Below are 13,427 nucleotides of genomic sequence, written 5' to 3' on the forward strand. Positions count from 1 at the left end.
GGCCAGCGGAGTCACCCGCAGGCCCCGCCCGGACCGCGCGGCGACCATGCGCGGAACGACGGCCACCCCCAGGCCGGCCCGCACGAACCCCAGCACGGCGTCCATCTCCCCGCCCTCCACCGCGAAGTCCGGCTCGAACCCGGCGGAGCGGCACGCGGCGACGGTCAGCTCCCGCAGGTCGTACCCGTGCCGGAACATCACGAGGCGCTCGCCCTCCAGATCGGCGATCTGCACCGTCCGCCGCCCGGCGCCCGGCGGGGACGCCTCCGGCGACGACACCACCACCAGGTCCTCCCGCAGCAGCTCCACCGTCGTCAGCGCCGGTGACGGCGCCGGCACCGGCAGCACGACGAGGGCGAGGTCGAGCGCCCCGCGGGCGAGATGCCGTACGAGGTCGTGCGAGCCGCCCTCCTCGATCAGCAGCTGGATCCCCGGATAGCGGTCGTGGAAGGCCCGCAGCACGTCCGGCAGCAGGCCCGTGCACAGGCTCGGCGTGGCCCCCAGCCGCACCCGCCCCCGCCGCAGCTGCACCAGCTCCTGCACCTCGTGGCGCGCCGTGTCCGCGTCGGCCAGGATCCGCCGGGCCAGCGGCAGCAGTGCCTCGCCCGCGTCGGTGAGGGTGATGTTGCCGCGCGCCCGCAGGAACAGGTCGGCCCCCAGCTCCCGCTCCAGGGCCTTGATCTGCTGCGACAGCGACGGCTGGGCGACATGGACGAGATCCGCGGCCCGGGTGAAGTGCCGGGTCTCGGCCACCGCCACGAAGTACTGGAGCTGCTGGAACTGCATGCTGCAAGCATAGGCCCGGACTATCGAATCAAGCCGGACCATGTCTTGGACTGATGAGCCCCCGCCCGCCTACGGTGCGTGACATGGCTCTGGCAACGCGGACGGACGGACGGCCGTCCATGGCGCGCACGATGTGGGACAGCACCGTCGGCAAGAAGACCGTGATGGCGGTCAGCGGGCTGATCATGCTGCTGTACCTGGTCGTCCACATGGTGGGCAACCTCAAGATCTTCTTCGGCCCCGACGAGATCAACCATTACGCCCACTGGCTGCGCACGGTCGGCGAGCCGTTCATGCACTACGAGTGGACCCTCTGGCTCGTCCGGATCGTCCTCGTCGTCGCGGTCGTCGCCCACGCCGTCTCCGCGTACCAGCTGAGCCGCCGCGACATCAAGGCGCGTCCCAGCAAGTACGTGCACAAGAAGCCGCGCGCCTCCTACGCGACGCGCACGATGCGCTGGGGCGGGATCATCCTCGCCCTGTTCATCGTCTGGCACATCCTCGACCTGACCACCGGCACCGTGCACCCCGGCGGCTACGAGCACCTGCACCCGTACCAGAACATCATCGACACCTTCTCCACCTGGTACGGCAACGTGATCTACATCGTCGCGGTGCTCGCCGTCGGCCTGCACGTCCGGCACGGCTTCTGGAGCGCCGCACAGACCCTCGGCGTCGGCAGCCGCACGCGCGACCGCGCGCTGAAGGCCACCGCCGACGTCCTCGCACTGCTCCTCACGGTCGGATTCCTCGCCGTGCCCGTGGGCGTCATGACCGGATTGGTGAGCTGAGATGAGTTACACCGAGTACGTGACCGGTGAGCCGGTCGCCGACACCAAGGCCCCCACCGGGCCGATCAACGAGCGCTGGGACAAGCGCCGCTTCGAGGCCAAGCTGGTCAACCCCGCCAACCGGCGCAAGCACACCGTGATCGTCGTCGGCACCGGCCTCGCCGGCGGCTCCGCCGGCGCCACGCTCGCCGAGCAGGGCTACCACGTCGTCCAGTTCTGCTACCAGGACTCCCCGCGCCGGGCCCACTCGATCGCCGCGCAGGGCGGCATCAACGCGGCGAAGAACTACCGCAACGACGGCGACTCCATCCACCGCCTGTTCTACGACACCGTCAAGGGCGGCGACTTCCGGGCCCGCGAGTCCAACGTGCACCGGCTCGCGCAGATCTCCGTCGAGATCATCGACCAGTGCGTGGCGCAGGGCGTGCCGTTCGCGCGGGAGTACGGCGGTCTGCTCGACACCCGCTCCTTCGGCGGCGTCCAGGTCTCGCGGACCTTCTACGCCCGCGGTCAGACGGGGCAGCAGCTGCTGCTCGGCGCCTACCAGGCGCTCAGCCGGCAGATCGCCGCCGGGAACGTCGAGATGCACCCCCGGACCGAGATGCTCGACCTGATCGTCGTCGACGGCCGGGCGCGCGGGATCGTGGCGCGGGACCTGATCACCGGGAAGATCGACACGTACTTCGCCGACGCGGTCGTGTTGGCCAGCGGCGGCTACGGAAACGTCTTCTACCTGTCGACCAACGCGATGAACTCCAACGCCACCGCCGTCTGGCGGGCGCACCGGCGTGGCGCGTACTTCGCCAACCCCTGTTTCACCCAGATCCACCCCACCTGCATCCCGCGTACCGGCGACCACCAGTCGAAGCTCACCCTCATGAGCGAGTCGCTGCGCAACGACGGCCGTATCTGGGTGCCGAAGGCCAAGGGCGACCAGCGGCCCGCGCACCAGATCCCCGAGGACGAGCGCGACTACTACCTGGAGCGGATCTACCCCTCCTTCGGCAACCTCGTCCCGCGCGACATCGCCTCGCGCGCCGCGAAGAACGTGTGCGACGAGGGGCGCGGTGTCGGACCCGGCGGGCAGGGCGTCTACCTGGACTTCGCGGACGCCATCAAGCGGATGGGCCGCAAGGCCGTCGAGGCCAAGTACGGCAACCTCTTCGACATGTACCAGCGGATCACCGACGAGGATCCGTACGAGGTGCCGATGCGGATCTACCCCGCCGTGCACTACACGATGGGCGGCCTGTGGGTCGACTACGACCTCCAGACGACCGTTCCGGGACTGTTCGCCATCGGCGAGGCCAACTTCTCCGACCACGGCGCGAACCGGCTCGGCGCCTCCGCGCTGATGCAGGGCCTGGCCGACGGCTACTTCGTGCTGCCGGCGACCATCAACGACTACCTGGCGCGCAACCCGCACCAGGACCCGGTCACCGACGAACACCCCGTGGTCCAGGAGGTGCTGGCCGAGACCCAGGACCGGATCAACCTGCTCCTCGCCGTCGACGGCGACCGCACGCCGGACTCCTTCCACCGCGAGGTCGGCGAGCTGATGTGGGAGTTCTGCGGCATGGCCCGCACGGACACCGGGCTGCGCAAGGCCCTGGAGCGCATTCCGCAGATCCGTGAGGAGTTCTGGCGGCGGATCAAGGTGCCGGGCACCGGCGAGGAGTTCAACCAGTCGCTGGAGAAGGCCAACCGGATCGTCGACTACCTGGAGCTCGCCGAGCTGATGTGCCTCGACGCGCTGCACCGCGCCGAGTCCTGCGGCGGCCACTTCCGAGAGGAGTCCCAGACCCCGGACGGGGAGGCCGCCCGCAGGGACGAGGAGTTCACCTACGCGGCCGCCTGGGAGTTCACCGACACCGGCGAGTCGCCTGTCCTGCACAAGGAAGACCTGGTCTTCGAGTACGTCCACCCCACCCAGCGGAGCTACGCATGAAGCTCACCCTGCGCGTCTGGCGCCAGCGGAACGCCGACGCCGACGGCGCCATGTCCACGTACGAGGTGGACGGCGTCTCGCCCGACATGTCCTTCCTGGAGATGCTCGACACGCTCAACGAGGACCTCATCCTCAAGGGCGAGGACCCGGTCGCCTTCGACCACGACTGCCGCGAGGGCATCTGCGGCGCCTGCTCGCTCGTCATCAACGGCGACGCGCACGGCCCGGAGCGCACCACCACCTGCCAGCTGCACATGCGGTCCTTCCGGGACGGCGACACGATCGACATCGAGCCGTGGCGGGCCGCCGCCTTCCCGGTGATCAAGGACCTGGTCGTGGACCGGACCGCGTTCGACCGGATCATCCAGGCCGGCGGCTACGTCACCGCCCCGACCGGCTCCGCGCCCGAGGCGCACGCCACACCCGTGCCGAAGCCGGACGCCGACTTCGCCTTCGAACACGCCGAGTGCATCGGCTGCGGCGCCTGCGTGGCCGCCTGCCCGAACGGCGCGGCGATGCTGTTCACCTCCGCCAAGGTCAATCACCTGAACGTGCTGCCGCAGGGCGCGCCGGAGCGCGAGACGCGCGTGCTGAACATGGTCGCGCAGATGGACGAGGAGGGCTTCGGCGGCTGCACCCTCACCGGCGAGTGTGCCACCGCCTGCCCCAAGGGCATCCCTCTGATGTCCATCACCGGCATGAACAAGGAGTGGCTGCGCGCCACCCGCAAGGCGGCCAGGAAGTAGTGCCGCACAGGTAGGAGAGACGTTCGCCGACAGGGTGCGGACGGGCGGGACCGGGAGTGGTGCTCATCCCCGGTCCCGTCTCGCTTTCCGGCCCACCCCTGGCATTCAGCATCCGCACATCCCCGCTCCGGGCGCAGGTAACGCACACGCCAACCGGCATCGGAAGAACTGTGGCGGCAGGCCGAACGACCCGGCCCGCCCACTGCCGTCGTCGAACCGGCCCGTGACCAGGAGTGTGCCATGACCGGCGTTTCCACCCTCGACCGTCCCCCGCAGCCAGCGGCACCCACCCGTTACACCGTCACCCTCGCCCGCGACGAGGACGACGTGCGGGCGGCGCAGAAGCTGCGGCACGACGTCTTCGCCGGCGAGATGGGCGCGATGCTGTCCTCCCCGCAGCCGGGCCTCGACATCGACTCCTTCGACGCGTACTGCGACCACCTGTTGGTCCGCGACACGCTCACCGGTGAGGTCGTCGGCACCTACCGGCTGCTGCCGCCCGAGCGCGCCTCGGTGGCGGGCCGGCTGTACTCCGAGGGGGAGTTCGACCTGACCCGCCTCGACCCGATCCGCCCGAACCTCGTCGAGGTCGGCCGCTCCTGCGTGCACCCGGACCACCGCGACGGCACCGTGATCGGCCTGATCTGGGCCGGGATAGCGCGCTACATGGTCGACCGCGGCCACGAGTGGCTGGCCGGCTGCTGCTCCATCCCGCTGGCCGACGGCGGCGCCGTCGCCGCCGCCACCTGGGACCGGGTCCAGGCCAAGAACCTCGCCCCCGAGGAGTACCGGGTACGGCCGCTGCTGCCGTGGTCCGCGGACGGCGTCGCCCGCCCCGCCGAGCGCACCGAGCTCCCGCCGCTGCTGCGCGGCTACGTGCGCCTCGGCGCCTGGGTGTGCGGCGAGCCCGCCCACGACGCCGACTTCGGCGTCGCCGACATGTACGTGCTGCTGTCGATGCGCCGGGTCAACCCGCGCTATCTGAAGCACTTCCTCTCGCTCGTCCCGGCCTGATGAGCGTCTGGCTGCCCAGCGCGCCCTGCACCCCCAGGGCGTGTGTGGAGCCCGCGGGGCGGGGGAGGGTCGCGCTGTGGGGCGTGCTGCGGTTCACCGCGGTGCTGGTGCTGCTGCTCGGCGGGATCACGCTGCTCCCGCTCGGCCGGCGCGTATCCGCCCCGTGGGTGCGCCGGTGGGCCCGGTCGATCGCGTGGGCGGCGGGCGTCCGGGTCCGCATCACGGGCTCCGCCGCGCCCACCGGTGGTCTGCTGCTGGTCGCCAACCACATCTCCTGGCTGGACATCCCGCTGCTCGCGTCGGTCCGCCCGGCCCGGATGATCGCCAAGACGGAGATACGGCAGTGGCCGGTCGCCGGCCCGCTGGCCGCGAGCGCCGGCGTCGTGTTCATCGAACGCGACCGTCTGCGCACCCTTCCGGCCACGGTCGCGCACATAGCCGAGCTGCTGCGGTCCGGGGCCGCGGTCGGCGTCTTCCCCGAGGGCAGCACCTGGTGCGGCCGGGCCCAGGGCACCTTCCGCCGGGCCGTCTTCCAGGCCGCGCTGGACGCCGGGGTGCCCGTCCAGCCGGTCCGCATCCACTACCGTCTCGCCGACGGTCACGCCAGCACGGCCCCGGCCTTCGTGGGCGAGGACTCCCTGCTGGCCTCGCTGTGGCGGGTGATGACGGCTCGCGGTCTGATCGCCGAGGTGGAGGTCCGGGAACCGATCCTCCCGGGCAGTCTTCCCGACCGCCGGGCACTGGCCCGCGCCGCCCAGCCCCGGGGCGACCCCGCAAGCGGGCTGGACGCACGCGGTCCTGGCGTCCTGACAGTCCGCACGAAGGCCCCCGGCGGCCGGAGCCCGTTCTTGCGGTCCGACGGCTGACGGCTCTGCTCTTGCCCGGCCGGGGTCTCGTGCCGTTCGTCCGGCTCCTGCGGCGCGGCGGCCGGCGGCTCTGCTTCTGCCCGGCCGCCGGCGGGTCGTCCTGGTCGGCGGGCCTTCTGCTGCCTCGCGGACCGACTTTTCCTCCCGTTCGATGGTCCGGGTCTGCTACTGGCCGCTGGGCAGGGCGCGGGCCAAGTAGGGTGCGGTCCGGCTGCGGTGCACCCCCGCCACCTCCCTCGGCGGTCCCGCCGCCACGACACGGCCGCCCGCCTCGCCGCCGCCGGGACCCAGGTCGATCACCCAGTCCGCGCCGGCGGCCACGGACATGTCGTGCTCGACGACGACCACGGTGTGCCCGGCGTCCACGAGACCGTGCAGCTGGCGCAGCAGGACCTTGACGTCGGCGGGGTGCAGCCCGGTCGTGGGCTCGTCGAGGAGGTAGAGGGTGTGGCCACGGCGGCCACGCTGCAACTCGCCCGCCAGCTTGATGCGCTGGGCCTCCCCGCCGGACAGCTCCGTCGCGGGCTGTCCGAGCCGCAGATAGCCGAGGCCCACGTCGAGCAGCGTGTCGAGACTGCGCGACACCACGGGGTTGTCCGCGAAGAACTCCGCGGCGGCCTCGACGGTCAGGTCCAGCACCTGTGCGATGTTCAGTCCCCGGTACGTCACCTGGAGGGTCTCGGGGTTGTACCGGGCCCCGCCGCAGTCCGGGCACGGCGTGTACGTGCTGGGCAGGAACAGCAGCTCGACGCTGACGAACCCCTCTCCCTGGCAGGTCTCGCAGCGTCCGCCCGCGACGTTAAAGGAGAACCGCCCGACGCCGTACCCCCCTTCGCGTGCCGCATCCGTCGCGGCGAAGGCCTTGCGGACGACGTCGAACAGGCCCGTGTACGTCGCCAGGTTGGAGCGCGGGGTGCGGCCGATCGGCCGCTGGTCGACCGAGACGAGGCGCCCCACGCCCGACGGCTCCCGCGTGATCTCGCCGATGAGCGTGGACTTCCCCGATCCCGACACCCCTGTCACCGCCGTGAACACCCCCAGCGGGAACTCCGCCGTCACCCCGTGCAGGTTGTGCCGCTTGACCGGCCCGACCTGCAACCACCCCCGGGGCGTACGCACTTCACGCACCGGCGCGGGGGAGTCGTCGAAGAGGAAACGGGCCGTCGCCGAGTCCGCCACCTCCGCGAGACCGGCGACCGGACCGCTGTACAGCACCTCGCCGCCGTGCTCCCCGGCGAGCGGGCCGACGTCCACGATCCAGTCGGCGTCCCGCACCACGTCGAGGTGGTGCTCCACCACGAACACCGAGTTCCCGGCCGACTTAAGCCGGCCCAGCACAGTGAGCAGGGCCTCCGTGTCCGCCGGGTGCAGCCCCGCCGACGGCTCGTCCAGGACGTACACCACGCCGAACAGCCCCGAGCGCAGCTGGGTCGCGAGGCGCAGTCGTTGCAGTTCGCCCGCCGAGAGGGTGGGGGTGGCGCGGTCGAGGCTGAGGTAACCGAGGCCGAGTTCGGCGACCGGGGCGATCCGGGCCTTGAGGTCGGCGGTGAGGAACCGGGCCGTCTCGCCGGTGGCGACGAGGGCGTCGGCCAGACGGGACAGCGGCATCGCGGCCAGCTCCGCGATCGTACGGCCCCCGAACGTCACCGCCAGCGCCTCGGGGCGCAGCCGGCTGCCGCCGCAGGCGGGGCACGGCGCGCCGGTCAGGAACCGCTCCGCCCTTGCCCGCAGCGCCGGGCTCCTGGAGTCGGAGAAGGTCTTCATGACGTAGCGCCGGGCGCTCATGTACGTGCCCTGGTACGGGCGCTGGATGCGGTCCGCGTCGCGCACCGGGTGGACGGTGACCACGGGCTGCTCGTCCGTGAACAGGACCCACTCCCGCTGCTCGGCGGGCAGTTCCCGCCACGGCCGGTCCACGTCGTACCCGAGGGCGTCGAGGATGTCGCGCAGGTTCTTGCCCTGCCAGGCGCCCGGCCACGCGGCGATCGCGCCCTCGCGGATCGACAGCGACGGGTCGGGGACCAGCAACTCCTCCGTCGTGCGGTGCACCTGGCCGAGCCCCTGGCACTGCGGGCACGCCCCGGCCGCCGTGTTGGGCGAGAAGGCGTCCGAGTCGAGCCGCTCGGCGCCCGGCGGGTGGTCACCGGCCCGGGAGAAGAGCATCCGCAGCGAGTTGGAGAGGTTCGTGACCGTGCCGACCGACGAGCGGGACGTCGGTGCCGAGCGGCGCTGCTCCAGGGAGACCGCCGGAGGCAGGCCGGTGATGTCACCGACCTTCGGCGCGCCGACCTGGTGGATCAGCCGGCGGGCGTACGGCGCGACCGACTCGAAGTAGCGCCGCTGGGCCTCCGCGTAGATCGTGCCGAACGCCAGTGACGACTTCCCGGAGCCGGACACGCCGGTGAACACGGTCACCATGTCGCGCGGGACGGCGACGTCGACGCCCTTGAGATTGTGCTCACGGGCGCCGCGCACCCGGACGTAGGGATCGTGGGGGTCGGACATGGGAACGCACTCCGGCCTTCGGCTCCGGCAAGGGACAAACTCCGCGATTCTATGCGACGCTGCCCGGTGACACCCAGTGACCGGCACGGGTGCGGCGCCTACGGCTCTGTGCGAGTTTGGAAAGCACGATGCCCGTCGACACCCGCGTGGAAGGTCCGTGACCATGACTAGTCCCGGTTTCGGTTTCGGACGCAGCCCCTTCGAGGAGTTCGACGAGCTGATGTCCCGGTTCTTCGGCGACGCGGCACCGGCCTCGTCCGCCCGGCGGATGCAGCGCGTCGACATCGGCAGCCTGCTGTCGGAACGGGCCCGTGAACTGGTTGCCCGGGCAAGGGACATCGCCGCCGTGGAGGGCAGCGAGGAACTCGACGCCCGGCACCTGCTCGCCGCGGCCACCGAGCACGACTCCACCCGGCGGCTGCTCACCGAGGCGGGCGCCGACCCCGACCGGCTGCGCGAGCGGCTCGGTGGCGCCACCGAGGGGGCCGAGAAGACCGAGCCCGGCACGCTCACCCCGGCCGCCAAGCGGGCGCTGCTCGACGCCTACCGGATATCCCGCGCCGAGGGCTCCTCGTACATCGGCCCCGAGCACCTGCTGCGCGCCCTCGCAGCCAACCCGGAGTCGACGGCCGGCGAGGCGCTCGCCGCCGGCGGCTGGGAGGGCGCCAGGCTGCCCAGCGAGGGACCGGGCGAGCGCAAGGGACCCAGCAACACGCCGACCATCGACGAGTACGGCCGTGACCTCACCGAGGACGCCCGCGCGGGCCGACTCGACCCCGTGATCGGCCGGGACGAGGAGGTCGAGCAGACCATCGAGGTGCTCTCCCGGCGCAGCAAGAACAACCCCGTCCTCATCGGCGACCCCGGCGTCGGCAAGACCGCCGTCGTCGAGGGCATCGCCCAGCGCATCGCCGCCGACGACGTCCCGAAGACGCTGGCCGGCAAGCGGCTGGTCTCGCTCGACCTGGCCGGGATGGTGGCCGGCACCAAGTACCGCGGCGAGTTCGAGGAGCGGCTCAAGAAGCTGCTCGAGGAGGTCGGCGAGCACGCCGACGAACTGGTGCTCTTCCTCGACGAGATGCACACCGTCGTCGGCGCAGGTGGCGGCGGCGAGGGCGCCCTGGACGCGGGCAACATGCTCAAGCCCGCCCTGGCCCGCGGCGAACTGCACCTCATCGGCGCCACCACGGTCGACGAGTACCGCAAGCACGTCGAGAAGGACGCCGCCCTGGAGCGCCGCTTCGCCCCGATCCTGGTCGGCGAGCCGTCGGTCGACGACACCGTGGAGATCCTGCGCGGCCTGCGCGACCGCTACGAGGCCCACCACCAGGTCCGGATCACCGACGAGGCGCTCGTCGCGGCCGCTGAGCTGTCCGACCGGTACATCACCTCCCGTTTCCTGCCCGACAAGGCGATCGACCTGATGGACCAGGCCGCCGCACGGGTCCGGCTGCGCGCCCGGACGCCGCTCGCGGACACCCGCGAGATCGAGGACCGGATCGCCGCCCTGAACCGGGAGAAGGACCAGGCCGTCGCCGACGAGGAGTACGAGCGGGCCAAGGAGCTGCGCGACCGGGTCAAGGAGGCCGAGGAGCGCCTCGGCGAGGCGGGCAAGGCCGAGGCGCAGACCCCCAAGGTCACCGCCGACGACATCGCCGAGGTCGTCTCCCGCACCACCGGTATTCCCGTCGCCGAACTCACCGAGGAGGAGCGGGAACGGCTGATGAAGCTGGAGGAGCACCTCCACGAGCGGGTCGTCGGCCAGGACGAGGCGATCACCGCGGTGGCGCGTGCCGTACGGCGGGCCCGGGCCGGCATGAGCGACCCGAACCGCCCCGTCGGCAGCTTCCTCTTCCTCGGCCCGACCGGCGTCGGCAAGACCGAACTGGCCCGTGCCCTCGCCGCCGCGCTGTTCGGCGACGAGCACCGGATGATCCGCCTCGACATGAGCGAGTTCCAGGAGCGGCACACCGTCTCCCGGCTGGTCGGCGCCCCGCCGGGATACGTCGGCCACGAGGAGGCGGGCCAGCTCACCGAGGCGGTGCGCAGGCAGCCGTACGCCGTGCTGCTGCTGGACGAGGTGGAGAAGGCGCACCCGGACGTGTTCAACACGCTGCTGCAGCTGCTGGACGACGGCCGGCTGACCGACGCCCAGGGCCGTACGGTGGACTTCAAGAACACGGTCGTGATCATGACGTCGAACATCGGCGCCGACCGGATCCTCGCCGCCGGTGTCGAGGACTACGCCACGGTGCGCGAGTCGGTGATGGACGTGCTCAACCGGCACTTCCGGCCCGAGTTCCTCAACCGCATCGACGAGATCATCGTCTTCCGCGGCCTGGACCGCACCCAGCTGCGCGAGATCGTGGAACTGCTGCTGGAGCACACCCGGCGCCGCCTGCACGCCCAGGACGTCACCCTGGAGGTCACCGAAGCCGCCGCGGACCTGCTGGCCGACCTCGGTCACCAGCCCGACTTCGGCGCCCGCCCGCTGCGCCGCACCATCCAGCGCGAGGTCGACGACCGCCTCGCCGACCTGCTGCTGTCCGGCGACCTGAAGCCGGGCGACCGGGCCCGGGTGGACGCCGTCGCCGGGGCGGTGGAGGTGCGGGCCGAGCAGCCGGCCGAACTATGAGCGGACGACCGCGGCCAGCCGCCGGTAGGAGTCCAGCAGCGCCTCGTGGTCGTACGTGCTGGTGGTGACGAGCACCTCGTCGGCGCCGGTCTCCTTCAGCACCGTCTCCAACTCGTGGGCGACCTGTTCCTCGGTGCCCGCGAGCTGGCCGGTGAGGCCGGAGTCGTAGAAACCGCGCTCCTTGTCCGTCATGGGCAGCCCCTCGACGCGCTCGGCGGGCGGCAGCGGCGGGAAGGTGCCGTGCGTGCGGGAGTACGCCATCGACCAGGCCTCGGGGATCAGCAGCCGCCGGGCGTCCTCGGGGGTCGCCGCCACGGCGACGGTGCCGGAGACGACGACGTAAGGCTTTCGCGCCCACTGCGACGGGCGGAAGTGCGTGCGGTAGTGGTCGATGCCGCGTCGCATCCTCTCCCGGTCGCGCAGGTCGCCGATGACCATCGGCAGGCCCGTGCGGGCCGCGATCGCGGCGCCCTCGCCGATCGCGAGCACGAAGGGCGGCACGCTCAGGCCCTCCGCGGGACGGGCGTGCACCCGCGTCGGGGAGGTGCCGCGGAACCAGCCGAGCAGTTCCTCCAACTGGGCCGCGAAGTCCTCGGCGTCGTCCTTGTCCCGGCCGAGCGCCCTGCGTACACCGTCGGTGAATCCCACCGAGCGTCCGAGCCCCATGTCGATCCGGCCCGGGAACAGGGACTCCAGCACGCCGAACTGCTCGGCGACGACCAGGGGCTGGTGGTTGGGCAGCATGACACCGCCGGTGCCCACCCGGATCGTCCGGGTCGCGCCGGCCACGGCGGCCGCCAGCACCGTCGGCGCGGATCCGGCGACGCCGGGCACGCCGTGGTGCTCCGACACCCAGAAGCGGTGGTAACCGAGTTCCTCCACTTCCCGCGCCAGCCGGACGGTGTCACGCAGCGCCTCCGGCGCCGTATGCCCCTCGCGGGTACGCGAGCGGTCCAGCACGGAGAAACGGGTCGAGGCGATCACGGAGGTCACACACCGTTCAACGTCCGACGGGGCCCGGCATTCCCGCCGCGGCGGCCGCGAAGGAGCCGGCAGGCGTACGGGCTCGCGCTCAATTCGTTGGCACGCGTGCACCGTGCCGCTCTACCGTAAGGCCACCACCTCGCACCTCCCGGTGCGCCGGCTACGGGTACTTCCTTCGAAAAGCAGCTCCGTCGCCGAACAGATCTCGGGAGGCGCGAGCGCCGGTGTGCCCGGTGCGCCGGTGACGCGTTCTTCGTGGTTCGACTCCATGCAGGCCCACCCGAGGGCCTGTCGCCCCTCGGGGGCGGCGCGTCGCCTCACTGGATCTCGGGCACCCCGGCCTCCTTCCGGCAGGCGGAGGACTTTCCGCCGGCGGATCGGCGAGGTCGGGCACGGGCCGCAGTCTGTCTAGGGTGGGGGTGTGACAGCTCGCGACCAACGCCCGATCGCCGTGTTCGACCTCGACAACACCCTCGCCGACACGGCCCACCGGCAGCGCTTCCTGGAGGGCAGGCCGCGGGACTGGGACGGCTTCTTCGCCGCCGCGCCAGCGGATCCGCCGCTCGCCGAGGGTGTCGCGATGGCGCGGGCGAGCGCTGAGGAGTGCGAGGTCGTGTATCTCACCGGGCGGCCCGAGCGGTGCCGGCAGGACACGCTCGACTGGCTCGCCGCCCAGGGACTGCCCGAGGGGCGGGTCCACATGCGGCGCGACGCCGACCGCAGGCCCGCCCGGCACACCAAGCTGGAGACGCTGCGCAGGCTCGCCCGGACCCGGGAGATCCGGATGCTCGTGGATGACGACGAACTGGTGTGCGAGGACGCGGAGCGGGCCGGGTTCGCCGTCGTACGGGCGCGCTGGGCGACCCCGTCCGCCGAGCTCAAGGTGGCGCAGGAGCGCGAGGGGCGGACCTGACAGGGCAGGGTCTCAGCCGGTCTCCTCCAGCCGGAAGCCGACCTTCATGCTCACCTGCCAGTGCGCGATCTCCCCGTTCTCCAGCTGGCCCCGCACTTCCGTCACCTCGAACCAGTCGAGATTGCGCAGGGTCTGCGAGGCACGCTCGATGCCGTTGCGGACGGCCTGTTCCATGCCCTCGGGTGAGGTGCCGACGAGGTCCGTGACCCGGTAGGTGTGGTTCGACATGCGGTTACTCC

The 13,427-nt window shown here is 71.9% G+C and carries 11 protein-coding genes; 7 read left to right on the forward strand and 4 right to left on the reverse strand.

What is annotated here, in order from left to right; genetic code table 11:
• The coding region (locus AB0O67_RS11190) for a LysR family transcriptional regulator (protein ID WP_365448564.1) at positions 1 to 786 on the reverse strand (786 nt) is incomplete at its 3' end.
• A 119-nt stretch (positions 787 to 905) separates the two neighbouring features.
• Between AB0O67_RS11190 and AB0O67_RS11195 the strand changes: the two genes are divergently transcribed.
• The 5 genes from AB0O67_RS11195 (at position 906) to AB0O67_RS11215 (ending at position 6,151) form a co-directional block, all read left to right on the forward strand.
• Entirely contained in the window at positions 906 to 1,577 is a 672-nt protein-coding gene (locus tag AB0O67_RS11195) for a succinate dehydrogenase (protein WP_365448675.1), read from the forward strand.
• A 1-nt stretch (position 1,578) separates the two neighbouring features.
• Complete coding sequence (locus tag AB0O67_RS11200; protein ID WP_365448566.1) at positions 1,579 to 3,525, forward strand: fumarate reductase/succinate dehydrogenase flavoprotein subunit; 1,947 nt, start codon at positions 1,579 to 1,581, stop codon at positions 3,523 to 3,525.
• Positions 3,522 to 4,271, forward strand: coding sequence for a succinate dehydrogenase/fumarate reductase iron-sulfur subunit (locus AB0O67_RS11205; protein ID WP_365448568.1), 750 nt, complete (start codon positions 3,522 to 3,524; stop codon positions 4,269 to 4,271). The genes AB0O67_RS11200 and AB0O67_RS11205 overlap by 4 nt, the downstream gene beginning before the upstream one ends.
• Positions 4,272 to 4,511: 240 nt before the next feature.
• The gene (locus tag AB0O67_RS11210; RefSeq protein WP_365448570.1) at positions 4,512 to 5,285 is read left to right on the forward strand and encodes a GNAT family N-acyltransferase; all 774 of its coding nucleotides are present in this window, start codon (positions 4,512 to 4,514) and stop codon (positions 5,283 to 5,285) included.
• Positions 5,285 to 6,151, forward strand: coding sequence for a lysophospholipid acyltransferase family protein (locus tag AB0O67_RS11215; protein WP_365448572.1), 867 nt, complete (start codon positions 5,285 to 5,287; stop codon positions 6,149 to 6,151). Before AB0O67_RS11210 ends, AB0O67_RS11215 begins: the two co-directional genes overlap by 1 nt.
• Before the next feature lie 165 nt (positions 6,152 to 6,316).
• Here AB0O67_RS11215 and AB0O67_RS11220 read toward each other — a convergent pair whose 3' ends face one another.
• Entirely contained in the window at positions 6,317 to 8,656 is a 2,340-nt protein-coding gene (locus AB0O67_RS11220; RefSeq protein ID WP_365448574.1) for an excinuclease ABC subunit UvrA, read from the reverse strand.
• 163 nt (positions 8,657 to 8,819) lie between these two features.
• Between AB0O67_RS11220 and AB0O67_RS11225 the strand changes: the two genes are divergently transcribed.
• A complete protein-coding gene (locus AB0O67_RS11225) occupies positions 8,820 to 11,291 on the forward strand; it encodes an ATP-dependent Clp protease ATP-binding subunit (protein WP_365448576.1) in 2,472 nt (823 codons plus the stop codon).
• On the opposite strand, the gene AB0O67_RS11230 is transcribed toward AB0O67_RS11225, so the two are convergent.
• Positions 11,286 to 12,284, reverse strand: a complete 999-nt coding sequence (locus AB0O67_RS11230) for an LLM class flavin-dependent oxidoreductase (RefSeq protein ID WP_365448578.1) — start codon at positions 12,282 to 12,284, stop codon at positions 11,286 to 11,288. The genes AB0O67_RS11225 and AB0O67_RS11230 overlap by 6 nt on opposite strands.
• Before the next feature lie 412 nt (positions 12,285 to 12,696).
• Here AB0O67_RS11230 and AB0O67_RS11235 point away from each other — a divergent pair, with 412 nt between their 5' ends.
• A complete protein-coding gene (locus tag AB0O67_RS11235) occupies positions 12,697 to 13,188 on the forward strand; it encodes a hypothetical protein (RefSeq protein ID WP_365448580.1) in 492 nt (163 codons plus the stop codon).
• Positions 13,189 to 13,200: 12 nt separating this feature from the next.
• Here AB0O67_RS11235 and AB0O67_RS11240 read toward each other — a convergent pair whose 3' ends face one another.
• Positions 13,201 to 13,416 carry a dodecin gene (locus AB0O67_RS11240; protein ID WP_365448582.1) on the reverse strand — a complete coding sequence of 72 codons (216 nt, stop codon included), beginning with the start codon at positions 13,414 to 13,416 and terminating at the stop codon, positions 13,201 to 13,203.
• Positions 13,417 to 13,427: the final 11 nt, after the last annotated feature.

The sequence above is a fragment of the Streptomyces sp. NPDC086077 genome (assembly GCF_040686175.1).
Classification (GTDB): Bacteria; Actinomycetota; Actinomycetes; order Streptomycetales; family Streptomycetaceae; genus Streptomyces.

Excerpts from the sequence above, each read along its gene's own strand:
- AB0O67_RS11195 (WP_365448675.1), top strand. The coding sequence starts at position 906 with ATGGCGCGCACGATGTGGGACAGCACCGTCGGCAAGAAGACCGTGATG.
- AB0O67_RS11200 (WP_365448566.1), top strand. The coding sequence starts at position 1,579 with ATGAGTTACACCGAGTACGTGACCGGTGAGCCGGTCGCCGACACCAAG.
- AB0O67_RS11205 (WP_365448568.1), top strand. The coding sequence starts at position 3,522 with ATGAAGCTCACCCTGCGCGTCTGGCGCCAGCGGAACGCCGACGCCGAC.
- AB0O67_RS11210 (WP_365448570.1), top strand. The coding sequence starts at position 4,512 with ATGACCGGCGTTTCCACCCTCGACCGTCCCCCGCAGCCAGCGGCACCC.
- AB0O67_RS11215 (WP_365448572.1), top strand. The coding sequence starts at position 5,285 with ATGAGCGTCTGGCTGCCCAGCGCGCCCTGCACCCCCAGGGCGTGTGTG.
- AB0O67_RS11220 (WP_365448574.1), bottom strand. The coding sequence starts at position 8,656 with ATGTCCGACCCCCACGATCCCTACGTCCGGGTGCGCGGCGCCCGTGAG.
- AB0O67_RS11225 (WP_365448576.1), top strand. The coding sequence starts at position 8,820 with ATGACTAGTCCCGGTTTCGGTTTCGGACGCAGCCCCTTCGAGGAGTTC.
- AB0O67_RS11240 (WP_365448582.1), bottom strand. The coding sequence starts at position 13,416 with ATGTCGAACCACACCTACCGGGTCACGGACCTCGTCGGCACCTCACCC.